The following is a 20526-nucleotide window of genomic DNA, read 5'->3' as shown; positions in this document are numbered from 1 at the left end:
CTATTCCGTTGGCAGACTTTTGCTCAGGCGTTCCACGACCCTGACCAGCTCTGCCACGGAGCGCACCTGCATCTTCTCCATCACGCGGCGGCGATGGACTTTCACCGTGATTTCGCTCACCCCAAGCTCGGCGGCGATCTGCTTGTTCAGCAGGCCGCTTATCGCCAGCTGGAGCACTTCATGTTCGCGCGGGGTAAGAGACATATGGCGCTGCTTCAGGGCGTAGTGCTCTTTATTACGCACGGCGTTGTTTTCCGCCAGCCGGAGCGCGGATTCAATGGCGTCGATAAGCGCGGCGGATTCAACCGGTTTGGTCAGAAACTCATAGGCCCCGCCTTTGATGGCGCGAACCGACATCGGGATGGTGCCGTGGCCGGTGAGGAAAATAATCGGGATCTCACGCCCGCTGTCCCTGAGGGCATCAGCCACCTCAAAACCGGAGATGGTGGGCATTTGCATATCGAGGATCACGCACGAAGGCAGATCCTCGAAGCGGTGCTGAAGAAATGCTTCTGCCGATGAAAAGCCGATAGCGTTCAGGTCTGCCGATTCCAGTAGCCCGGTCACGGACTGCCTGACGGCGTCATCGTCATCAACCACATACACAATGTGTTCCATTCACCGCCCCGGTGCTGATTTAAATGTCGAGGATGCAAACCGTCCCTTCGGTTACGTAAGAGACTGTTTATGCTGACTTTCATCTTAACACATTAAATATCATTATCATTTAACAATATGATAACCATATGAAGTATAGCGAGCCGGAACAGGGGCGGTGAAGGAACGAAACGCTGTTTTTATGCACCGACAAGCTCAATGCGATTACCGTCCGGGTCCGCGATTACCGCTTCATAGAAGCCGTCCCCGGTCATACGCGGGGCGCTAAGCAGCGTGCCGTTTGCCCTGGCCTGTGCCGCCATGCTGTCCACCTGTGCTTTTCCGCCGACGTTGATGGCGATATGCGCCCAACCGATAAATTCAGGGTGGGCAGGCGCGTCGGGCAGGTCCGGAATGGTCATCAGCTCAATCGTCGGCCCCTCATCAAGGGTAATAAAATGGGATTCAAAACCCGGACGATTTTTACTGACGTAGCGTGCGTTGCTGCGGCCATTAAACACCGTTTCCCAGAACTGAACCTGGGCGTTAAGGCTGCGGGTCCAGAGTGCGACATGTGCAATATTCATTGTAACCCTCGTTGTTTGTGTTGCGCGGTTATGCAACATTATGCGCATTGATACTCGATTAGAATTATTAAAGGACTTTCAATGCTCGATTATGCAGCTTTTCCTGAACAGCGACAAGCGCGGATCCGCCAGATCCTTCAGAAGAGCGGAAGGGTGGTCTGTACCGAGCTGGCGAGCCAGATGAACGTATCCGAGCACACGATTCGCCGTGATTTACATGAACTTAGCAAAGAGGGCTATTGCAAAAAGGTCTACGGCGGCGCGGTGCTTCAGCTTCCGGATGCGGGTAATTTTTTAAGCCGCGAGCAGAAAATAAGTGCAGAAAAGCACACAATCGCGCAGAAAGCAGCAACGCTGGTTCAGGCGGGCGGGTGCATTTTTATTGACGCGGGGACAACAAACCTGGCGCTGGCGAAAGCCCTCCCGGCGGATCTCAACGTCACGGTGGTGACCAACTCCCCGGCCATCGCCACGGAACTGCTGCGCCATCCCCTGTGCGAGGTGATCATCACCGGCGGGCAGATCCAGCGGGCATCCGGCGGGTCGGTGGGCGCCACGGCCGCGGGTCAGATCCAGGGCATTATCTTCGATCAGGCCTTTATTGGCGGCTGCGCGATGGATCCGCAGATGGGGCTCACCGGCTTTGATTTTGCCGACTGCGAATTCAAAAAGGCGGTTATCGCCCAGAGCAACCAGACCATCGTGGCTCTGACGGCAGACAAACTTCCCGGCGTGGCGCGCTTTGTGGTGGCGACGTGTCAGGACATTGATGTGCTGGTGGTAGAAGAGGCGCTGGAACAGGGCGTTGTCGACGCGTTTGCGGCCCAGGACATTCGCATTGTGTGCGCCTGAGGACTTTCACGGGTAAAACAGGCTACACTCTGGTTTTAAGCGCTAAATGCTGAGGACATAACAATGCACTACACACTGAAAGACGGCGATAAGGATAAAGCGGAAGGGACACAGAGCGCACTGCAGCAGAAGCTGCTGGAATCCCGCTCGATTGTTATCTCCGGTGAAATCAACCAGGCGCTGGCAGAGAAAGTCATCACCCAGCTGATCCTGCTGCAAAGCGTGAGCAACGATCCGATCAAACTGTACATCAACAGCCAGGGCGGTCACGTGGAAGCCGGTGATACCATTCACGACTTCATCAAGTTCATCCGCCCGGACGTGCACGTGATCGGTACCGGCTGGGTGGCGAGCGCCGGGATCACCATCTTCCTGGCGGCGAAAAAAGAGCATCGCTACTCGCTGCCAAACACCCGCTTTATGATCCACCAGCCGCTGGGCGGCGTGCGCGGTCAGGCGACGGATATTGAGATTGAAGCGCGCGAGATCATCCGCATGCTGGACCGCGTGAACAAGCTGATCGCTGATGCCACCGGCCAGCCGCTGGAAAAAGTGAAAAAAGACACCGACCGCAACTTCTGGATGTCTCCGGCCGAAGCGCTGGATTACGGCATTGTGGGTAAACTGATTACCCATTATGACGATCTGAAGCTGGATTAAGTTTTTAACGCCGTGTACGTGTCGGGTGGCGGCTACGCCTTACCCGACCTACGCGTGCTGGTTTGACCCATGACAAGTTCCCCCTCTGCCTTCTTGCCTATAATCGCGCCTGTTTCCCCTCTCACTGGTGCTATCCATGGCGTATCAACTGAACCTGAACTGGCCGGAATTTCTTGAGAAATACTGGCAAAAAAAACCCGTTGTGCTGAAAAATGCCTTCCCGAATTTTGTCGACCCGATTACCCCGGACGAACTGGCAGGCCTGGCGATGGAGCCGGAGGTCGATAGCCGTCTGGTGAGCCATTTCAACGGCAAATGGCAGGCCAGCAATGGTCCGTTTGAGCACTTTGACGGCCTGGGTGAAACCGGCTGGTCGCTGCTGGCGCAGGCGGTGAACCACTGGCACATGCCGGCGGCGGAGCTGGTGCGCCCGTTCCGCGTGCTGCCGGACTGGCGTCTGGATGATCTCATGATCTCCTTCTCCGTGCCGGGCGGCGGCGTGGGCCCGCATATCGATCAGTACGATGTGTTCATCATTCAGGGGATGGGCAGCCGTCGCTGGCGCGTGGGTGACAAGCTGCCGATGCGTCAGTTCTGCCCACATCCGGCGCTGCTGCACGTGGATCCGTTTGAACCGATCATCGACGAAGATCTGGCGCCGGGCGATATTCTCTACATTCCACCAGGATTCCCGCACGACGGCTTCACCCATGAAACCGCGCTGAACTACTCTGTGGGTTTCCGGGGGCCAAACGGCCGCGATCTGATCAGCAGCTTTGCCGATTACGCGCTGGAAAACGATCTGGGCGGGGAGCATTACAGCGATCCGGATCTGACCTGTCGCGAACACCCTGGGCGCATTGAGCAGTACGAGCTCGATCGCATTCGCCAGATGATGATCGACATGATCGGTAAGCCGGATGATTTCACAAAATGGTTCGGCAGCTTTGTCTCCACGCCACGTCACGAGCTGGATATCGCCGCCGCCGAGCCGCCGTATGCGCCCGAGGAGGTGCTGGACGCGTTGCAGGGCGGAGAGAGATTGTCTCGCCTGAGCGGCCTGCGCGTGCTGAATATCAACGGCAGTTTCTTCATCAACAGCGAACAGCTCGAGACAGTCGACGCGAAGGCGGCGGACGCGCTGTGCCGCTACACTGAGCTGGGCCAGGCCGAGCTGGGCGATGCGCTGAACAACCCGGCGTTTGTCGAGGAGCTCACCGGGCTGATTAACCAGGGGTACTGGTACTTCGACGAGTAGTGCGGCCTGTTGCCCGGTGGCGCTGCGCTTACCGGGCCTACAACGGCGGTTTTCTCCCTCTCCCTGTGGGAGAGGGCCGGGGTGAGGGCATCAGGCCGCACTAGCCCTCCTCCATCGCAATCACAATCGCTTCACCCATCTTCTTCAATGCCTCGCGATGCTTATCCGTCGGCGGTAATGCCACGTTAATCCGCAGGCAGTTGCGGTACTTTCCGGAGGCGGAAAACAGCGACCCGGCCGCGGCCTGGATCTTCAGGCGGCACAGCTGCTTGCTGACGCACACCATATCGACCCTCTCCGGTAGCTCCACCCACAGCAAAAAACTGCCCTGCGGGCGCGTCACGCATATGTCTGCCGGAAAATATTGCCGTACCCAGCAGGTATAGGTTTCCATATTCTGCTGATAAAACTGGCGCATACGGCGCACGTGGCGATGATAATGGCCGTCGCGGATAAACGCCGCCACCGCCATCTGCGTGCCCGGCACGTTAAACCCGCCCGCGGCGTATTTCATGTGCATCACCCGGTCGTAGTAGCGTCCCGGCACAATCCAGCCGACGCGTAACCCTGGCGCCACGGTTTTGGTAAACGAGCTGCAGAGGATCACGCGGCCATCAATATCCATGGAGTGAATGGTCCGCGGGCGCGGGTATTCCGCCGCCAGCTCGCCGTAGATATCATCCTCGACGATCACGATATCGTGCCGCTGGGCCAGGGCCAGCACCTGCTTCTTATGCGACTCCGGCATGATAAACCCAAGCGGATTATTGCAGTTAGGCACCAGGATGACTGCTTTGATGGGCCACTGCTCCAGCGCCAGCTCTAATGCCTCAATGCTGATCCCGGTTTGCGAATCGGTCGGAATTTCTATCGCCTTGATGTCAAACCCGCGCAACATCTGCATGGTGCCGTGGAACGACGGCGACTCCACCGCCACAATGTCTCCTGGTTTACAGACCGACAGCAGGGCGATGGAGAGCGCGCCGTGGCAGCCGTTGGTGATCACAATCTCGTTCGCCGCCACGGTGGAGCCCCCGTCGAGCATCAGCCGGGCGATCTGCTCGCGCAGCTCAAGGCGCCCGTCGAGTACGTCATAGCTCAGCATTTCGGCGGGGTTGTGCTGTGCGATGCGGCTCATCTCACGCCACAGGGGCTTCAGGCTCGGCTGGTTAACGTCTGGCGAACCGCCGCCAAAGGAGATCATCTCTTTGTCGGCGCGGGCATCCAGCAGCATCATCACCTCATCCCACTGGGTGACGTCCACCGGGCGCTGCACCGGGCGCGTCATGGCCGGCATCGGCGGCTGGGCCTTGCGCTTAGACACAAAATAGCCGGAACGCGGCTGGGGAGTGATGAGCTGCAGGTTTTCGAGGATCTGATAGGCCTGCTGTATGGTGCTGATGCTCACGCCATGCTCCTGGCTCAGCGCGCGTACCGACGGCAGACGTTCACCGCTGCGATACAGCCCTTGTTCAATGCGTTCTGCCAGTAGATTGGCCAGATGTTGGTAGCGCGTCATGCTGTATCCTTTGTTGTCACCATACAGATTACAAAACCAGTACAGATTGCCGCAAAAAACGGCATGCAGATACCGTTTTAGCGGATCTGTATGTTAAACAAAAGTTGTTTTTGAGTCTGTATTGCTAAAGCCGTTTTCCACGATCATAGCCCCACTGACACGGTGAGGAGAGCATCATGGAATTCTATGAGAATCGTTCAAAACGTCCGTTTATTGTCTTCGTCTGGATCGGCAAAACGATCTGCAACTGGTATCGCATCAACCGTACCCGCCGCATTCTGAGCCAGATGAGCGATGAGCAGCTCAAGGACGTTGGATTGTCGCGGTATGATGTGTGAGACACGTCGCCGCCGGGTGGCGGCTGCGCCTTACCCGGCCTACTCGATCCCGTAGGCCCGGTAAGCGTAGCGCCACCGGGCGATGTTTAGCTCAACAGCGTAAGTGTCTGCCGCTTCGGTCTTTCCAGCAAATCCACCGCCTCCTGATATGACCGCACGTTGTTATAGCCCATCACCAGCCCGTAACGTTTGCCCGACCCGCGATACCACTCTGAAAGGGCATTCACCTGCAGCTGCTGCGCTTGCCAGCAGCACGCCACCTCCCGATCGTTGCTGCCTTTCGCCAGAAACGCCACGATATGCATTCCGCCGTCGTTTTGCTCGGTGAAAAACAGATCGCCATATACCTCACGCAGGGCGGCAATCATCCACTCCCGGCGGGTCTGGTACAGCGCGCGCATCTTCTTAAGATGACGGAAAAAATGGCCCTCGTTGAGAAAGGTGGTGAGGATTTTTTGCGTCAACACCGGCTGGCCGCTGGCGACGATGTCCGCACAGTCGGTAAATGCCTCAACCGTGCTGGCGGGCATCACGATGTAGCCCATGCGTAAGGAGGGCATAATGGTTTTACTGAAAGTGCCCATAAAGATCACCCGATCATGGCGATCGAGGCTTTTCAGCGACGGCAGCACCTTGCGGGTATAGTGAAATTCTCCGTCGTAATCATCTTCAATAATCCACGCCCCGTTCTGGCTCGCCCAGTCGAGAAGCTGCTGTTTACGCGGCAGAGAGAGCGTTACCGCCAGTGGGCTCTGGTGAGAGGGCGTCACGATAGCAAAACGGGCGTCGCGGTGATGATGCAACAGATACTCCGTGTCGATGCCGCAGCGATCGACCGGCACGGTGTGCAGACGTGGCACAATCCGCTTAAGCAACTGCTGGCCCATGAAATAGCCCGGATCTTCAAACACCACTTTGTCGCTGCGGCTGGCGAGCGTATCGAGGATCAGGCGCAGGCTGCCGCTGTAGCCGCTGGTGATCAACACCTGTTCGGCGGTACACGAGAGCCCGCGGGAGATATTCAGATAGCGGGCGATGGCCTGGCGCAGGGGATACCAGCCCAGCACCGGCGGGTTGAGCATCTCTTCCGGGCGCATGGAGCGCGTCGCCTGGCCTGCCAGCAGTAACCATTTTTTATAGGGGAAGCTGTCGAGGGAGGGAATGCCGGGGCGCAGAAAACCCGCTCGTTCACGCTGGTTGATAAGCGATGCCGGGAGCGTACCGGTGGTGTGATCCGCTGGAGCCGGCGTCGCGGGTAGCAAGAGATCGGGATTGACCCGCGTGCCGCGCGCGCCCTGGCTCACCAGGTACCCTTCGCCGATTAAAATGGCATACGCCGTTTCGACGGTTTTGCGCGCTACCTTGAGCTCTTCGGCCAGTACGCGAATGGCGGGCACCTTATCGCCAGGCTTCAGCACGCCGCGCGTAATGTTGTCGCGATAGCGGGTGTAAATGTCGTGATAGCCCGGCTTCATGTCCTACCTCATTTTATGGTTTTTGTATCTTTTTACTATGTCATGACCCGCGTAGATTGTCCTCATCGCATGACACATACCGTGTAAATAAGAGGAAAGACAATGAGCACTCGCGTAAACCACCATAAAGTCACTCCAGCCCTTGCCAACGCGCTGTCCGCCCTGAGCATGGAAGTGGCGAAAACCTCCATCGACCCGGCGCTGAAGCACCTGATCGACATTCGCGTTTCCCAGCTGAACGGCTGTACCTTCTGTCTGGATATGCACTCCAAAGAGGCCAAAATTGCCGGGGAGCGCGAACTGCGCCTTTACCACCTGGCGGCCTGGCGCGAATCTCCGCTGTTCAGCGCTCGCGAGAAAGCGGCGCTGGCCTTCGCCGAAGCGTTGACCCAGATTGGCGTTCACGGGGTGAGCGACGCGCTGTACCGCAGCGTGGCGGAACACTTTTCTGACGTGGAAATTTCAGAGCTGAACTTCGCCATCGTGGCGATCAACGCCTGGAACCGTTTAGGCATTACCTCGCGCATGGCCCCCGGCTCGCTGGACGCAGCTTACGGACTGAACAAGGCTAACCTGGAATAATCCCGCGCTCGCGGATCATCGCCACCAGCGCCCGCAACCCCGGCGGGACGTGGCGATGGCCTGGATAGTAAAGACGCAGCCCGGCAAACGGCTGCGTCCAGTCGTTTAACACGCTCACCAGTTCCCCGCTTTTCAGCTCGTCACGGATATAGAGTTCCGGCAAAAAGCCAATCCCCAGCCCTGCTTTGACCGCGCGGATCGAGGCAAAAAGATCGGATGTCGCAAAACGCGGCGGCACGGCCAGCGCATACTGGACTCCCCGACGGGCCAGCTCCCAGCGGTAGATCCCACCGTGGGCCATGCGCATCCCGATCCCCTGATGCAACAGCAGATCCTCCGGCGTTTGCGGTATACCGTGGCGGGCAAAATAGTCCGGTGTGGCGGTCACGAGCTGGCGGATCTCTCCGGTCAGCGGTACGGCGATCATATCCTGCGGCACCGCCTCTTCAAGGCGGATCCCGGCGTCGTAGCCTTCGGCGACGATATCGATCATCCGCGCCTCGCTCACCGTTTCAACACGCATTTTCGGGTAGCGGATCATAAAGTCGATCAGCAGCTGGTCCAGAAACAGGGAGCCAATATTGTTCGGCACGTTCAGGCGCAGGGTGCCTGCGGGTTCACCGGTATCGCTGTGGATCTCTTCCCCGGCCTGACGAATTTCCTGCAGCGCCGGACCGATGCGCGCCACATAACGCTGCCCGGCGTCGGTGAGCGCCACGCTGCGGGTAGTGCGGTTAAAAAGACGCGTCTCGAGGCGGCTCTCCAGCCCGGCGATGGCGTTACTCACCGCCGTGGCAGACATGCCCAGCTCCTGGGCGGCACCGCGAAAGCTGCCGCGTCGTACCACCGCCATCACCACTTCCAGCTCTGTCAAACCTGAACGATGCATAGATTATCCTGAAAATCGAAACAACCCTTGCAGCATAGCGTGGATTATCGCAACGGAGTAGTCGTGCCAGACTGTGTCCACACAGCCTGAGGAGGTTTACATGCACCACATCGAACAGATTTTTATCAACGGCGAATTTGTTACCCCGCACGGCACCGAGCGTTTTGATTTATACAACCCGGCGACGGCACAGGTCATAGGGCAGGTGCGTCTGGCAGATGAGGTAGACGCTGAACGCGCCATTGCGGCCGCCAAAGCGGCGTTTCCGGCGTGGTCGCAAACCGCAAAACAGGAACGGATTGCTGCGTTAACACGTATGCATGCCGCTGTTGCCGCCCGTCATGATCAGCTGCTCGAGGCGATAATCGAAGAGTACGGCGCACCGGCTGCGCGCTCGGCGTGGATGGCCAGTTATCCGGCCGATGTCATTGCCCAGGCGATGGAGGCCCTGGAGGCGTTTGAATTTTCATTTTCAGCGGGGGCGGCATCGGTGCAGATGACGCCGCTAGGCGTAGCGGGCCTGATCACGCCGTGGAACAGCGATGCGGGGTTTATCTGCGGCAAACTGGCGGCGGCGCTCGCGGCGGGTTGCACGGCGGTGATCAAACCCAGCGAAATGAGCGCCCTGCAAACGCAGATTATTACCGAGGCGCTGCGTGATGCCGCATTGCCAGCGGGCGTGTTTAATATCATCACCGGGCGCGGCGAGACGGTGGGGGAGACCATTAGCCGCCACCCGGACGTGGCGAAAATCTCGTTTACGGGGTCGACGAATACCGGCAAAGCGATCCTGCGTAACGCGGCGGAGGGTTTTAAGCGCGTCACGCTGGAGTTAGGCGGTAAATCGCCGACGATTTTGCTGGATGATGTCGATCTTGCACGGGCGATCCCGCTGGTGATTCAGGCCGGGTTTATGAACAGCGGGCAGGCGTGCGTGGCCGGCACGCGTATTCTGGTGCCGCAGTCGCGCAAGGCCGAGATGGAAATCGCCCTGGCGCAGGCGGTGGCGGCGGTGAAATCCGGCGACCCGCGCGAAAGCGCGACAGAGATTGGCCCGATGGTCAGCGAAAAGCAGTGGCTGCGGGTGCAGGGATATATTCGCAAAGGGCTCGACGAAGGCGCACGACTGTTGGCGGGCGGCGAAGGGCGACCGGACGGGACGCGGGACGGCTGGTTTGTGCGCCCGACGCTGTTTACTGATGTGAACAACCAGATGACCATCGCGCGTGAGGAAATTTTTGGCCCGGTGCTGTGCATTATTCCTTATCAGGACGAGGCGGAGGCTGTCGCGATTGCCAACGATACCGAGTACGGCCTGAGCGCGATGGTGCTGGGGCGTGACACCGGGCGTGCGCGTCGCGTGGCACAGCAGATTGTTTCCGGGCGCGTGCTGGTGAACACCCTCGCGCATGAGCCAAAAGCCCCGTTTGGCGGGTTTAAACACTCCGGCGTGGGACGTGAGATGGGCGAATGGGGAATTGGGGCGTTTATGGAGCCGAAGTCGATTGTGGGTTAAACCCATTACGTGTTACTCACGCCCGGTTCGCGGGGCGTGAGTAACAGACTTAATCTGCAAACAGTCTTTCGATGGTTTTAGTCGGCAGGAAGAGAGTATTTTCATTCTCTGCCTGAAGGGCGATAAACCCCAGTTTAAGGTAAAAGTTTTTGGCGCTGTCGTTCAGCGCTTCTACGAATATCCCATGGATACCCACGGCAAAAGACGCCAGGTAGACCGTTTTCAGAGCATGGGTGACCAGCAACTCCCCCAATCCTTGCCCCTGGAAGCGTTTATCAATCGCCAGGCGGCCCAGCGTGACGCTGGGAACATTTTTGTAAGGCACTCGCTTCTGCTGGGTTTTAGAAGGAAGGTACGCCTTTTCAAAGCAGCTCCCGGACAGCGTGTAATAACCCAACACCCGCGGCTTTTCCCCGGATGCGACAAGAACGTAACCCCGCAAAAATTTCCCACGATGCTGGCGTTTCAGGTGCGCCGTCAGAAAGGTGTTTAGGCTCTCTTCTCCGCAATCGAAATGGCTTAGATCATACTCAACGTCATCTGAAAAAATCCCTATTTTCATGTTATTCACGTATCACTCCAGATCCTGGAGACGCCTGGCTGCTCGCTTCAGTCGTTCATTTGGCGTTGGCGGGTTACTGATCGCATCCATCACCTGGTTCCAGGATGCCTCGTTGAGGATCAGGCGGCGGTGCTGTTCAATCACTTCTGCTGCGCGCTCGGAGGCCGTACTTACCATGAATTGTGAAATTGACTGGTTCGTCATTGCCGCTGCTTCTTCGATCAGGCTTTTGTCGTCTTCGGTTAAGCGTAGATCGATGCGCTGTTTCTTTAGTGCTGACATGATTCGCTCTTCATCGTGACCTGGGGTTCATGCCCCGGTTGCATAGTAATATTGTGTACGGAATTTTACCGTACATAAATCATATGTCTGTCATCGTCGGATTTCAACGGGAAATTGAGCGCAGCGCCATCCGGCACAACACTTCGCTCCATACCGAAGCATCCTTGTCATCTGTCCTGCATTCTCTCCATACCATCACAACGGAGAGACCTTTATGATCGCAGTCATTTTCGAAGCCAAAGCCGCGCCGGCGCATCAGGCGCGCTACCTGCAGCTCGCGGCCGAACTTAAACCCCTGCTGGCGGATATTGACGGTTTTATCGATATCGAACGTTTCCAGAGCCTGACCACCGACGGCAAAATTCTCTCGCTCTCCTGGTGGCGGGACGAAGAGGCTATCCGCAACTGGAAGCAGAACGTTTTTCATCAGGCCGCGCAGGCCGAGGGGCGGGAGTCGATTTTTACGTACTACCGCATTCGGGTGGCACAGCTGGTGCGGGAATACAGCGCCGAAAACGGAGGGCACGCGGATGTATGATGTTCATGTGATTTTTAACGATATGCCGGGTGAACTGGCACGCTTTGGTCAGCTGTTGGGCAGTAAGGGGATTGGACTGGAAGGCGGTGGCGTATTCGGCGTTGTGGCGCATTTTCTGGTGGAAGACGGCGAAAAAGCCCGCCATGTTCTGCTTGAGGCCGGATTTAACCTGAAAGCGGTTCGTCAGCCCATCATCAGAAAACTGCGGCAGGAACGCCCCGGCGAACTGGGGGAGATAGCTGCTGCACTGGCGGCTCGCGGGGTGTCTATTCTTACCCAGTACAGCGACCACGCGAATCACCTCATTCTGCTGACGGATAATGATAAGCTGGCCGCAGCAATCACCGAACCCTGGGCAACCTATGTTAAAGACGAGCTTACCGCCAGATAACAGCGCAGCGCTGGAGCAGGCCATTGCCGCAGTAGCAGCCGCAATGGCCGATCCGTCGCGCGTGAAAATGCTTTGTGCGCTGATGGACGGGCGGGCGTGGACGGCCACCGAGCTGAGTACGGCGGCGGATGTGGCGCCGTCTACCGCCAGCGGGCACCTTGCGCGACTGCTGGACGGAAAGCTCATTACCTGCCTGTCGCAGGGGCGCCATCGCTATTATCGCCTGGCAGGGCATGACGTAGCGGAGCTGGTGGAGCAGATGATGGGGCTGTCGTGGCACCGCATTTCTCCGCCGGAAACCAGCGCGCCAAAAGCCCTGCGTGAAGCCCGCACCTGCTACGACCATCTGGCGGGTGCGGTGGCGGTGCAGATCTACGATTTCATGCAGGGCGAAAGTTGGCTGGAGCCAGACGGTTCAGCATTGACGCTGTATGGCCGGGAGCAGTTTCTGAAACTCGGTATCCCGTTAAGCACCCATCCCCGGCGAAAGGCCTGTTGCGCCTGTCTGGACTGGAGCGAGCGGCGGTTTCATCTGGGCGGTGAAGCCGGTGCGGCGCTGCTCATGCATCTGGAAAGCAAGGGCTGGATCCAGCGGGTAGCGGGGTATCGGGAAGTGGTGCTTACGGCTTCGGGGAAGGGGGCCATTACCCGACATTTTAGCCGCTAAACTCCGCTGCGGGCTGTGCCCTCACCCCAACCCTCTCCCTCAAGGGAGAGGGGGTCCTCCGTGCAGACATTATTTTATGGGAAACCCTCAGCCCGCCGGGAGAGGGAGACATCGTTTCGCAATTCCTGCTCTTTCGCCTCGCGTTTCTTGATACTTACCCTGATAACTATTATCTTGACGACGTGTTTCGAGAGGTTCCCCCCATGAGTGAAGAACAACTGTTTTGCCGCAGGCCGATGGGCATGCGGATGGCGATGATTGTGCGCCAGTGGCGCGCCGTTATTGACGACGCCATTCTCGATACCGGGTTAACCCAGTCGAGCTGGACGGTAATGATGCAGCTTCATCAACTGGGGGATAACGTCTCGGTGAGTGAGCTGGCGGAGGTGCAGGGCATTGAACTGCCGCCGCTGATGCGCACCCTGACACAGCTGGAAAAGCAGGGATACCTGCTGCGCACCGTATCGCCTTATGACAAGCGCATCCGGCTTCTGACGCTGACGCCTGAGGGAAAAGCCATCCTAAAAAGGCTCACCCAGGTGATTGAGACGTACCAGACGCGCGTATCGCAAAACATCGCGCCTGAGCATATCGAAATTTTCAGCGCCACCTTGAATCAAATCGCCTGCAATTTGCGGACAATCCGCGAAGAAGATAACAAGACCGAAAAATAATGACTCCTGAACAAAAGTTTGCCCGCTGGGTAAGGGTGAGTATTGCCTCTTTCCTGCTGATGTTTGTCTACTTTGTCGTTGCCGATATCTGGATCCCGCTGACGCCGGACTCCACCGTCATGCGCGTGGTGACGCCGGTTTCTCCGCGCGTCTCCGGGTATGTGTCGGCGGTGCACGTACACAACAACAGCCAGGTGAAGCGGGGCGACCTGCTGTTTGAGCTGGATGACACGCCGTTTCGCAATAAAGTGGAAGCGGCGCAAATCGCGCTTGAGCAGGCACGCCTGTCCAATGAACAGCTGGACGCGCAGATCGCCGCCGCCCAGGCCAGCCTGAAAACCGCCGTGCTGACCGCGCGTAACGACAAAGTGACCTTTGACCGCTACCAGAAGCTGAGCACGTTACAGAACGTCTCGCGGGCGGATCTGGATAAGGTCCGCACCACCTGGCAGAGCAGCGAGCAGTCCGTGAGCTCGATTCAGGCGAACATCCATAACCTGCGCATCCAGCGTGGTGAGCGGGAAGAGCACCGCAACGTGACGCTGCAAAAATACCGTAACGCGCTGGATGAGGCGGAGCTGAACCTCGGCTGGACGAAGGTTTACGCCCAGGCGGATGGTACGGTCAGCAACCTGCAGCTAAGCCCCGGGTTTTATGCTTCGTCCGGCTCGGCGGCGCTGGCGCTGGTGAATAATCAGACCGATATTGTGGCCGATTTTCGTGAGAAGAGTCTGCGCCATACCCATCAGGGGACCGATGCCGCCGTGGTATTTGACGCCTTTCCGGGACAGGTTTTCCGCGCCCACGTGACCAGCAGCGATGCGGGGATCCTTGCCGGACAGGAGGCGGTGAGCGGCGAACTGTCCGCGCCGGAAACCTCCAACCGTTGGGTGCGCGACGCTCAGCGAATGCGTATTCACGTGGCGCTGGATGAGACGCTGCCGAAACCGCTCCCGACCGGCGCTCGTGCCACCGTGCAGCTCTACAACAGCGAAGGGCCGTTTGCGCGCTTCTTCTCCGGGATGCAAATCCACCTGGTGAGCCTGCTCCACTATGTCTATTAGCACGCTGGCGCGGGTCTTTACCCCGCACGGCAACATCGTCTATACGGCCAATGACTTTCGCCAGACCCTGCGCATCGTCTTTGCCGGGATGATCGCGCTGAGTATTTCAAGTTTCTATAACACCAGCTACGGCGTGTTTTATGTGGTCTACCCCATCATGCTGCTGTCGCTGGTGCCGGTCTTTAACCGCCATGTGGCGAAGCAGTTTATCTTCAGCGCATCGCTAAACTGCGTCGAAATGGTGATTATTATCGGCTATCTGTCCCAGTGGCCGGTGATCATGACGCTGGTAGTTTTTGCGCTGTATGTCATGCGTTTTCGCTTTATGAGTAAGGGGCCGCTGTTCCTGTTCGGGTCGATGGGCGTGGTGTGCCAGAGCGTGATGCTCAACTTTATGAGCTATCCCACCACCGACTGGCACACGCTGCTGTTTTCCAACATTGAAGCGAGTGTGATGGCGGTATGCCTGAGCGCGCTGATGAACTACCTCCTGCCGGACGTTGAACCGCGCAAGCCGCCGCCGCTGATCGAGAAAGATGATGCCCGCGTGCGACACGAGTCTCTGCTCTCCGGCACCGTTGCGACAATGATTTTTGTTATCTTCCAGATAAGCGATTTAAGCGATTCGCTTTCGGCGCTGATGGCCGGTGTGTTGATTCTGTTCCCGATGCACTATCGCGGCGCGGTGATGAGCTCTATCTGGCGCGTGGCTGGCGTGGTGCTGGGCTGTCTCTATATTCTGGTGGTGCAGCTTATCCTCTACGATCACAGCAGCCACATGCTACTGATGATGCCGCTTATCGGCCTCGGGCTGGCGTTTGGTGCGCGTCTGCATGTGATGGAGAAGGTGGGAGCCGGCGTTGGGTTTGCCAGCATCACCACCATCGGGATTATGTTCGGTCAGAACATGCACCCGGACAGCGACCTGGTGTTCAGCGATCTCTACCGCATCACCTCGGTGACCTTTTCCCTGGTGGCGACGCTGACGATGGTGTTTCTGGTGCACTTGATCCTCAATCGCTTTGAGGCGACGCGCTACGTCATTGCACCACCAAAAACGGAGTAATGCGCAAGCACGGCGGGCAGTTGCGAGAGTAAAAACAGGATCAGGCCAATTGTCCCGCCCACCAGGGTGCCGTTGACGCGGATAAACTGCAGATCTTTGCCGATATTAAGCTCGATCTGGCGGGACATATCTTTGGCGTCCCAGCTTTTTACCGTGTCGCTGATATGACGGGTGAGAAACGCCGCGAAATCCGGTGCCACGCGGTGCGCCGCCTGCTCCAGATGCTCATTGAGCGATGCCCGCAGGCTGTCGTCACCGAGCAGCGTTTCGCCAAACCACTGCCCGGCGTTGGCGATGCGCTGCTTCACGCGGGAATCCTCACGTTGCATATCCGCCTTCAGCCACTGGCGCAGGTCAGCCCACATCTCACCCAGATAGCGGTTAAACGCGTCGTCGTTCTTCAGGTAATGCTTGATGTTCTCTGCCTTTGCGGCCATCTCCGGATCGTTTTTCAGGTTGTCGATAAGCTTCAGCGTGGCGCGGTCGAACGCCTGGCGGATCTGGTGGGTACGGTCATGACTGACGTCGTCCAGCAGGGTATTCACCGCGTTTGACACCATCTCCGCGCTCTGATCGCCCAGCCACTCGGTGGGCAGCACCATCGCCTTGCGCGGATGCTCGGTCTTAAGCCAGTGGACGATCTGGTCTGAAATAAATTCCCGCGTGCTATCGCGTTGAATCAGGGTGATCAGGCGGTTGATGATGGCGTCCAGCAGTACCTGATGGCGGTTGTTTTTGGTCATGCTCTCCAGCATCACTGCGCTGGTTTCGGTGAAATCGACCTTATCGATGGCCTTATGCACCGCGCGTTTGAGCAGGTGCTGAATACGCCCGTCGTCGGTCAGCTCAAGAAAACCGCCCATCACCTGAATCAGATGCTGCCCGACACGCTGGGCATTGTCGGGCTTGCTAAACCAGGTGCCAATCATCTGCGCCGGCTCATAGCGGCGGATCAGCGCCACCAGCGACTGGGTGTCGAGAAACTTCTCCTGCACGAACTGGCCGAGATTATCGCCAATCCGGTCTTTATTGCGCGGGATAATCGCCGTATGGCGCGAGATAAACGGAATGGGCACCCGGCGAAACAGCGCGACGACCGCAAACCAGTCCGCCAGCGCGCCAACCATCGCCGCCTCGGCAATGGCCTTCACGCCGCGCACCCAGAAGGTTTGCGGCAGAAACAGGGTGGTGATAAATGCCGCGACGGCAATCAGCAGCAGCGACAGCGCCAGCAGCTTGGCGCGTTTGAGTTCAGCGATTTTTTCCATGGGTTAAGGATAGAGGGAGACGGGGGAAAAGTGCAAAGACGGGAGCGTTACACCATCTTCGCTTCTGGAATCCGCCTTCCGAAATTAAACACCGCTTTTGCTTAATGGGTTTAATCCTTGCGCAGTTTGTATATGCTTTTTTGTATATACAATCAGGGAAGGGTACACTATGCCAACGGAGTATGAGTGGGATAGCGATAAGGCGAAAAGTAACCAGCAAAAACATGGCATACGCTTTGAGGATGCGGTTTTGGTTTTCGACGATCCTTATCATTTGTCTGTTCAGGATCGCTATGAGAACGGTGAGTTTCGCTGGCAAACCATCGGCCTTGTGCAAGGCGTCATTGTTATCCTGGTCGCACATACGGTACGTTTCGAAAGCGGAGGCGAAATTATTCGTATCATTAGCGCACGTAAGGCGGACCGTAAAGAGAGGAGCCGTTATGAGCATCGTTAAACATAAACGAGGTAGTTCGCCTGAGGTTAGCGCTCGTCGTGACGCTGAGCTAAAAGCATTAGCTGAAAAACCAGAAGCAGAAATCGATTACAGCGATATTCCTGCCACGGACGATAAACAGTGGTCCGGGGCGGTGCGAGGGAAGTTCTATCGGCCACTTAAAACGCAGGCATCTGTACGCATTGACGCCGACGTGATGGAGTGGCTGAAACGGCCTGGAAAGGGTTACCAGACGCGGCTAAACGCCATATTGCGTGAAGCGATGCTGCGCGATCAAAACAAAAAATAAACCACGGGCAGCGTTGGGCTGCCCCTTATTTCAGCTTATCAGCTCCAGCAGCCGCCACAGTACCCACCCGCCAAACCCCATTAGTACAACCCCTGCCGCCCGCTCAATTAGCCACAGCGAACGGCTGAGCCTCTGTTGCAACGCGGGCAGCCCCATCAGTGATACCAGCGCCAGATCCCACACCAGCACTACCAGCACCATCCAGACGCCGCAGGTCGACTGCTGAAGCAGCGTGACGTTTGGCCCCAGCAGCGCCGTCATCAGCGCCAGATAGAACAGGGCGTTCTTTGGATTTAACAACGCTGAGCCGAGTCCCAGCAGGATCTGCTTACGCAGTGAAGGGAAGCGCTGATGGGTTTCGTTCAGCGCCAGCGCTTGCGGGCGGCTGCGCACCAGATGCGAACCGATCCACAGCAGATACAGCGCCCCGCAAAGCTCGATAAGGGTAAACAGCCACGTAAACTGGCGCAGCGCGCTCCAGCCAATGATCACCAGCAGGATATACAACCCGTTGCCCGCAGCGATGCCGAGGCACAGCCCGGCGCTGCCGCGGACCCGGTAGCGCGCCGCGTAGCCCACCAGCAGGAAGAAATCCGGGCCCGGGCTTAACAGGGCGACAAAATGCGCCAGCGCCAGAGCAAGAAAAGCGGAAGGGAATAACAGTTCCATAGCAACCTCTGTGTAAAAAACCGAGGTCAGACTACGGCGATGCAAACGCTATTTATTGTCCAATATTGATCGGCCCGTGGCGTACTGGCGCGGCGTGGCGGCGGTATAGCTCACAAAGGTCTTATGAAAATGGCTCTGATCGGCAAACCCGCTCTGGTAGCCGACATCGGCAATATCATCCCCGGCGCGGAGCCGCGCTTTGGCGTATTCCACGCGGGAGATGTTGAGAAAGCTGCCCGGCGTCAGGCCAGTGTCCTGCCTGAAGGTGCGGATCAGCGTCTCTTTGCGCAGCGAGAAGCGGTGGGCAAGGTCGTCGAGTGACGGCGGGCTGGTTAAATCGGTAAGAAACGCCTGCTGGATGTGCTGGCTGGTTGAGCGTAATTCACCCGTGCGGCTGGCGCAGCGCGGAAGGGCAGAAATCAGCATGTTCAGGGAATTAGCCGACATGTTCTCAACAACGTTCTGGTAAAGAGCAAACAGCGTGCTGTCGCGAATGACCTGTTCTGCCAGGGGATAATCCGTGTCGATATAGAGCATATGATAGCTGCGGGGCTGGCCCGCAACGGGGTTGCAGCTGTGCGGCACATGCGCCGGGATCACGATGAGATCGCCGGGGTGGAGGATGTACTGCGTGTCATTGCACCGGCAGCAGGTCTGGCCTTCCACTATCGCGCCAATCGAGAGTTGGGGGTGACAATGACGTTTATACGCCACGGTACTCTGCCACGTGCTGCGCAGCTCAAGGCCCGGAAGGCGGTTAAAGGTCTGCCGGATGTGTCGGGTATGGGTCATAGGCGCTCCTGTCAGGAACATTTTTATACCATGCCCTGGCCCTGCTAAGAACCTTCCGGATATACCCAACTTTACGTCCATCACCCGTCATGTTGTCTACCCTTACTACCCTAAGCGGTAAAACATGGAGATTCGATATGGCTTATCAGACAGTAAATCCTGCCACCAACCAGCTCATCAAAGAATATCCCTCTCATACCGACGCGGATATCGAAGCGGCGCTGAAAGCGGCCGACGCCCTTTACCATTCGCAGTGGGCGAAAGGCGACATTGAACAGCGCCTGCCGGTGCTGCATAAGCTTGCTGACCTGATCGACGAACGCACCGAGGAGCTGGCTAAAATTGCCAGTCAGGAGATGGGTAAGCTCATCGAACAAAGCCGCGGCGAGGTGAAGCTGTGCGCGCAAATCGCCCGCTACTATGCCGATAACGCGAAGCAGTTCCTGGCCCCGGTGAAGTACCCGTCTGAACTCGGAGAAGCGTGGGTGGAGCATCACCCCATCGGCGTGCTGATGGCCGTGGAACCGTGGAATTTCCCGTATTATCAGCTGATGCGTGTTCTGGCACCTAACCTGGCGGCGGGTAACCCGGTTCTGGCTAAACATGCCAGCATCGTGCCGCACTGTGCCGAAACCTTTGCTCATCTGGTGCGTGAGGCAGGGGCGCCGGAAGGGGCATGGACCAATCTCTTTATCTCGTCTGAGCAGGTGGCGAACATCATTGCTGACGACCGCGTACAGGGGGCCGCGCTAACCGGCTCTGAGAAAGCGGGCAGCGTGGTGGCCGCGCAGGCGGCGAAGCACATCAAGAAATCCACCCTTGAGCTGGGCGGTAACGACGTTTTCGTGGTGCTGGACGACGCGGATCTCGATAAAGCGGTGAAGACAGGCGTGAACGCGCGACTTAACAACGCCGGTCAGGTCTGTACCGCAGCGAAGCGCTTTATCCTGCATGAGAAAATTGCTGATGCCTTCCTGAGCAAATTCACCGACGCCTTTAAGCAGGTGAAAATTGGCGACCCGCTGGATGAAAGCACCACGCTTGGGCCACTGTCGTCTAAAGATGCGCTCGAAACGCTGACAAAACAGGTCAACGAGGCGGTGAAAAAGGGCGCGACGTTACACTATGGTGGTAAACCGGTGCAGCGCGACGGGAGCTTCTTTGAGCCGACGATCCTGACGAATATCTCCCGCGACAACCCGGCGTACTTCGAGGAGTTCTTCGGCCCGGTGGCGCAGATGTATGTGGTGAAAAACGATGACGAGGCGGTCGCCCTGGCGAACGACTCCCACTACGGACTGGGCGGTGCGGTGTTCAGTCAGGATATTGAACGCGCGAAGAAAATGGCGTCACGGATTGAGACCGGGATGGTGTATATCAACTGGCTCACCGATACCGCACCGGAGCTGCCGTTTGGCGGCGTGAAGCGCTCCGGTTACGGACGCGAGCTGTCGGATCTGGGGATCAAAGAGTTTGTGAACCAGAAGCTGGTGGTGGTGCGTAAGTAAGCAGCAATAAAAAACCTGCCAGTAGG

General features: G+C 57.7%; 25 protein-coding genes. 15 read left to right on the top strand and 10 right to left on the bottom strand.

The genetic code is table 11. The features are described from left to right. Both VF709_RS11320 and VF709_RS11315 read right to left on the bottom strand, forming a co-directional pair. Positions 1-618: a response regulator transcription factor gene (locus tag VF709_RS11320; protein ID WP_023620669.1), complete on the bottom strand. Its 618-nt coding sequence runs from the start codon at positions 616-618 to the stop codon at positions 1-3. A 179-nt stretch (positions 619-797) separates the two neighbouring features. Further along, complete coding sequence (locus VF709_RS11315) at positions 798-1184, bottom strand: VOC family protein (protein WP_029882203.1); 387 nt, start codon at positions 1182-1184, stop codon at positions 798-800. A gap of 81 nt (positions 1185-1265) precedes the next feature. Between VF709_RS11315 and VF709_RS11310 the strand changes: the two genes are divergently transcribed. The 3 genes from VF709_RS11310 to VF709_RS11300 all read left to right on the top strand — a co-directional run bounded on the left by VF709_RS11310 (position 1266) and on the right by VF709_RS11300 (position 3954). Beyond that, entirely contained in the window at positions 1266-2036 is a 771-nt protein-coding gene (locus VF709_RS11310) for a DeoR/GlpR family DNA-binding transcription regulator (RefSeq protein WP_013095418.1), read from the top strand. A gap of 63 nt (positions 2037-2099) precedes the next feature. After that, entirely contained in the window at positions 2100-2696 is a 597-nt protein-coding gene (locus VF709_RS11305; RefSeq protein ID WP_013095419.1) for an ATP-dependent Clp protease proteolytic subunit, read from the top strand. 136 nt (positions 2697-2832) lie between these two features. Then, a complete protein-coding gene (locus VF709_RS11300; RefSeq protein ID WP_013095420.1) occupies positions 2833-3954 on the top strand; it encodes a ribosomal protein uL16 3-hydroxylase in 1122 nt (373 codons plus the stop codon). Positions 3955-4054: 100 nt separating this feature from the next. Here VF709_RS11300 and VF709_RS11295 read toward each other — a convergent pair whose 3' ends face one another. Beyond that, positions 4055-5473, bottom strand: a complete 1419-nt coding sequence (locus VF709_RS11295; RefSeq protein WP_187170855.1) for an aminotransferase-like domain-containing protein — start codon at positions 5471-5473, stop codon at positions 4055-4057. Positions 5474-5649: 176 nt separating this feature from the next. Here VF709_RS11295 and VF709_RS11290 point away from each other — a divergent pair, with 176 nt between their 5' ends. Then, positions 5650-5811, top strand: a complete 162-nt coding sequence (locus tag VF709_RS11290) for a DUF1127 domain-containing protein (RefSeq protein ID WP_013095422.1) — start codon at positions 5650-5652, stop codon at positions 5809-5811. 86 nt (positions 5812-5897) lie between these two features. Here the strand turns inward: VF709_RS11290 and pdxR are convergent, their stop codons facing one another. Continuing rightward, on the bottom strand, positions 5898-7286 hold the full coding sequence (gene pdxR / locus VF709_RS11285) for a MocR-like pyridoxine biosynthesis transcription factor PdxR (RefSeq protein WP_187170854.1): 1389 nt from the start codon (positions 7284-7286) through the stop codon (positions 5898-5900). Positions 7287-7388: 102 nt separating this feature from the next. On the opposite strand from pdxR, the gene VF709_RS11280 reads away from it, so the two are divergent. Beyond that, positions 7389-7868 carry a carboxymuconolactone decarboxylase family protein gene (locus tag VF709_RS11280; protein WP_013095424.1) on the top strand — a complete coding sequence of 160 codons (480 nt, stop codon included), beginning with the start codon at positions 7389-7391 and terminating at the stop codon, positions 7866-7868. On the opposite strand, the gene VF709_RS11275 is transcribed toward VF709_RS11280, so the two are convergent. Next, the gene (locus tag VF709_RS11275; RefSeq protein WP_023620661.1) at positions 7855-8757 is read right to left on the bottom strand and encodes a LysR family transcriptional regulator; all 903 of its coding nucleotides are present in this window, start codon (positions 8755-8757) and stop codon (positions 7855-7857) included. The genes VF709_RS11280 and VF709_RS11275 overlap by 14 nt on opposite strands. Positions 8758-8857: 100 nt before the next feature. On the opposite strand from VF709_RS11275, the gene VF709_RS11270 reads away from it, so the two are divergent. Further along, a complete protein-coding gene (locus tag VF709_RS11270; RefSeq protein ID WP_062676737.1) occupies positions 8858-10273 on the top strand; it encodes an aldehyde dehydrogenase family protein in 1416 nt (471 codons plus the stop codon). A 49-nt stretch (positions 10274-10322) separates the two neighbouring features. Here VF709_RS11270 and VF709_RS11265 read toward each other — a convergent pair whose 3' ends face one another. Both VF709_RS11265 and VF709_RS11260 read right to left on the bottom strand, forming a co-directional pair. Beyond that, the gene (locus VF709_RS11265) at positions 10323-10835 is read right to left on the bottom strand and encodes a GNAT family N-acetyltransferase (RefSeq protein WP_201745556.1); all 513 of its coding nucleotides are present in this window, start codon (positions 10833-10835) and stop codon (positions 10323-10325) included. 12 nt (positions 10836-10847) lie between these two features. Then, a complete protein-coding gene (locus VF709_RS11260; RefSeq protein ID WP_013095428.1) occupies positions 10848-11117 on the bottom strand; it encodes a type II toxin-antitoxin system TacA family antitoxin in 270 nt (89 codons plus the stop codon). A gap of 214 nt (positions 11118-11331) precedes the next feature. Between VF709_RS11260 and VF709_RS11255 the strand changes: the two genes are divergently transcribed. The 6 genes from VF709_RS11255 (at position 11332) to VF709_RS11230 (ending at position 15517) form a co-directional block, all read left to right on the top strand. Then, the gene (locus VF709_RS11255; RefSeq protein WP_023620659.1) at positions 11332-11655 is read left to right on the top strand and encodes an antibiotic biosynthesis monooxygenase family protein; all 324 of its coding nucleotides are present in this window, start codon (positions 11332-11334) and stop codon (positions 11653-11655) included. Beyond that, complete coding sequence (locus tag VF709_RS11250) at positions 11648-12046, top strand: hypothetical protein (RefSeq protein ID WP_058661993.1); 399 nt, start codon at positions 11648-11650, stop codon at positions 12044-12046. Before VF709_RS11255 ends, VF709_RS11250 begins: the two co-directional genes overlap by 8 nt. After that, a complete protein-coding gene (locus VF709_RS11245) occupies positions 12018-12713 on the top strand; it encodes an ArsR/SmtB family transcription factor (RefSeq protein ID WP_058661992.1) in 696 nt (231 codons plus the stop codon). The genes VF709_RS11250 and VF709_RS11245 overlap by 29 nt, the downstream gene beginning before the upstream one ends. 203 nt (positions 12714-12916) lie before the next feature. Next, the gene (locus VF709_RS11240) at positions 12917-13387 is read left to right on the top strand and encodes a MarR family winged helix-turn-helix transcriptional regulator (protein ID WP_013095432.1); all 471 of its coding nucleotides are present in this window, start codon (positions 12917-12919) and stop codon (positions 13385-13387) included. After that, positions 13384-14451 carry an HlyD family secretion protein gene (locus VF709_RS11235; RefSeq protein ID WP_149896527.1) on the top strand — a complete coding sequence of 356 codons (1068 nt, stop codon included), beginning with the start codon at positions 13384-13386 and terminating at the stop codon, positions 14449-14451. Before VF709_RS11240 ends, VF709_RS11235 begins: the two co-directional genes overlap by 4 nt. Further along, positions 14441-15517 (top strand): DUF2955 domain-containing protein, encoded by a 1077-nt coding sequence (locus tag VF709_RS11230; protein ID WP_013095434.1) that lies wholly within the window; start codon positions 14441-14443, stop codon positions 15515-15517. Before VF709_RS11235 ends, VF709_RS11230 begins: the two co-directional genes overlap by 11 nt. Here VF709_RS11230 and VF709_RS11225 read toward each other — a convergent pair. Beyond that, the gene (locus tag VF709_RS11225) at positions 15487-16785 is read right to left on the bottom strand and encodes a DUF445 domain-containing protein (protein WP_187170852.1); all 1299 of its coding nucleotides are present in this window, start codon (positions 16783-16785) and stop codon (positions 15487-15489) included. The genes VF709_RS11230 and VF709_RS11225 overlap by 31 nt on opposite strands. Positions 16786-16954: 169 nt before the next feature. Between VF709_RS11225 and VF709_RS11220 the strand changes: the two genes are divergently transcribed. Continuing rightward, positions 16955-17242: a BrnT family toxin gene (locus VF709_RS11220; RefSeq protein WP_047023211.1), complete on the top strand. Its 288-nt coding sequence runs from the start codon at positions 16955-16957 to the stop codon at positions 17240-17242. Further along, positions 17229-17531: a BrnA antitoxin family protein gene (locus VF709_RS11215; protein WP_023620649.1), complete on the top strand. Its 303-nt coding sequence runs from the start codon at positions 17229-17231 to the stop codon at positions 17529-17531. Before VF709_RS11220 ends, VF709_RS11215 begins: the two co-directional genes overlap by 14 nt. A 30-nt stretch (positions 17532-17561) precedes the next feature. On the opposite strand, the gene VF709_RS11210 is transcribed toward VF709_RS11215, so the two are convergent. Beyond that, positions 17562-18200, bottom strand: a complete 639-nt coding sequence (locus tag VF709_RS11210; protein WP_149896529.1) for a LysE family translocator — start codon at positions 18198-18200, stop codon at positions 17562-17564. A gap of 48 nt (positions 18201-18248) precedes the next feature. Next, positions 18249-18992, bottom strand: coding sequence for a helix-turn-helix transcriptional regulator (locus VF709_RS11205; protein WP_149896530.1), 744 nt, complete (start codon positions 18990-18992; stop codon positions 18249-18251). Positions 18993-19129: 137 nt separating this feature from the next. Between VF709_RS11205 and VF709_RS11200 the strand changes: the two genes are divergently transcribed. Next, positions 19130-20500, top strand: a complete 1371-nt coding sequence (locus VF709_RS11200) for an NAD-dependent succinate-semialdehyde dehydrogenase (RefSeq protein ID WP_038418628.1) — start codon at positions 19130-19132, stop codon at positions 20498-20500. The last annotated feature ends 26 nt before the right edge of the window (positions 20501-20526 follow it).

The sequence above is a fragment of the Enterobacter sp. Lyrl_3 genome, from assembly GCF_051948675.1.
Taxonomy (GTDB): Bacteria; Pseudomonadota; Gammaproteobacteria; order Enterobacterales; family Enterobacteriaceae; genus Enterobacter; species Enterobacter cloacae.
This window is presented reverse-complemented; position numbering and strand designations above follow the sequence as displayed.

What these genes read in the sequence shown, in the direction of transcription:
- VF709_RS11320 (WP_023620669.1), bottom strand. Translation starts at nt 618, where the DNA reads ATGGAACACATTGTGTATGTGGTTGATGACGATGACGCCGTCAGGCAG.
- VF709_RS11315 (WP_029882203.1), bottom strand. Translation starts at nt 1,184, where the DNA reads ATGAATATTGCACATGTCGCACTCTGGACCCGCAGCCTTAACGCCCAG.
- VF709_RS11310 (WP_013095418.1), top strand. Translation starts at nt 1,266, where the DNA reads ATGCTCGATTATGCAGCTTTTCCTGAACAGCGACAAGCGCGGATCCGC.
- VF709_RS11305 (WP_013095419.1), top strand. Translation starts at nt 2,100, where the DNA reads ATGCACTACACACTGAAAGACGGCGATAAGGATAAAGCGGAAGGGACA.
- VF709_RS11300 (WP_013095420.1), top strand. Translation starts at nt 2,833, where the DNA reads ATGGCGTATCAACTGAACCTGAACTGGCCGGAATTTCTTGAGAAATAC.
- VF709_RS11295 (WP_187170855.1), bottom strand. Translation starts at nt 5,473, where the DNA reads ATGACGCGCTACCAACATCTGGCCAATCTACTGGCAGAACGCATTGAA.
- VF709_RS11290 (WP_013095422.1), top strand. Translation starts at nt 5,650, where the DNA reads ATGGAATTCTATGAGAATCGTTCAAAACGTCCGTTTATTGTCTTCGTC.
- pdxR (WP_187170854.1), bottom strand. Translation starts at nt 7,286, where the DNA reads ATGAAGCCGGGCTATCACGACATTTACACCCGCTATCGCGACAACATT.
- VF709_RS11280 (WP_013095424.1), top strand. Translation starts at nt 7,389, where the DNA reads ATGAGCACTCGCGTAAACCACCATAAAGTCACTCCAGCCCTTGCCAAC.
- VF709_RS11275 (WP_023620661.1), bottom strand. Translation starts at nt 8,757, where the DNA reads ATGCATCGTTCAGGTTTGACAGAGCTGGAAGTGGTGATGGCGGTGGTA.
- VF709_RS11270 (WP_062676737.1), top strand. Translation starts at nt 8,858, where the DNA reads ATGCACCACATCGAACAGATTTTTATCAACGGCGAATTTGTTACCCCG.
- VF709_RS11265 (WP_201745556.1), bottom strand. Translation starts at nt 10,835, where the DNA reads ATGAAAATAGGGATTTTTTCAGATGACGTTGAGTATGATCTAAGCCAT.
- VF709_RS11260 (WP_013095428.1), bottom strand. Translation starts at nt 11,117, where the DNA reads ATGTCAGCACTAAAGAAACAGCGCATCGATCTACGCTTAACCGAAGAC.
- VF709_RS11255 (WP_023620659.1), top strand. Translation starts at nt 11,332, where the DNA reads ATGATCGCAGTCATTTTCGAAGCCAAAGCCGCGCCGGCGCATCAGGCG.
- VF709_RS11250 (WP_058661993.1), top strand. Translation starts at nt 11,648, where the DNA reads ATGTATGATGTTCATGTGATTTTTAACGATATGCCGGGTGAACTGGCA.
- VF709_RS11245 (WP_058661992.1), top strand. Translation starts at nt 12,018, where the DNA reads ATGTTAAAGACGAGCTTACCGCCAGATAACAGCGCAGCGCTGGAGCAG.
- VF709_RS11240 (WP_013095432.1), top strand. Translation starts at nt 12,917, where the DNA reads ATGAGTGAAGAACAACTGTTTTGCCGCAGGCCGATGGGCATGCGGATG.
- VF709_RS11230 (WP_013095434.1), top strand. Translation starts at nt 14,441, where the DNA reads ATGTCTATTAGCACGCTGGCGCGGGTCTTTACCCCGCACGGCAACATC.
- VF709_RS11225 (WP_187170852.1), bottom strand. Translation starts at nt 16,785, where the DNA reads ATGGAAAAAATCGCTGAACTCAAACGCGCCAAGCTGCTGGCGCTGTCG.
- VF709_RS11220 (WP_047023211.1), top strand. Translation starts at nt 16,955, where the DNA reads ATGCCAACGGAGTATGAGTGGGATAGCGATAAGGCGAAAAGTAACCAG.
- VF709_RS11215 (WP_023620649.1), top strand. Translation starts at nt 17,229, where the DNA reads ATGAGCATCGTTAAACATAAACGAGGTAGTTCGCCTGAGGTTAGCGCT.
- VF709_RS11210 (WP_149896529.1), bottom strand. Translation starts at nt 18,200, where the DNA reads ATGGAACTGTTATTCCCTTCCGCTTTTCTTGCTCTGGCGCTGGCGCAT.
- VF709_RS11205 (WP_149896530.1), bottom strand. Translation starts at nt 18,992, where the DNA reads ATGACCCATACCCGACACATCCGGCAGACCTTTAACCGCCTTCCGGGC.
- VF709_RS11200 (WP_038418628.1), top strand. Translation starts at nt 19,130, where the DNA reads ATGGCTTATCAGACAGTAAATCCTGCCACCAACCAGCTCATCAAAGAA.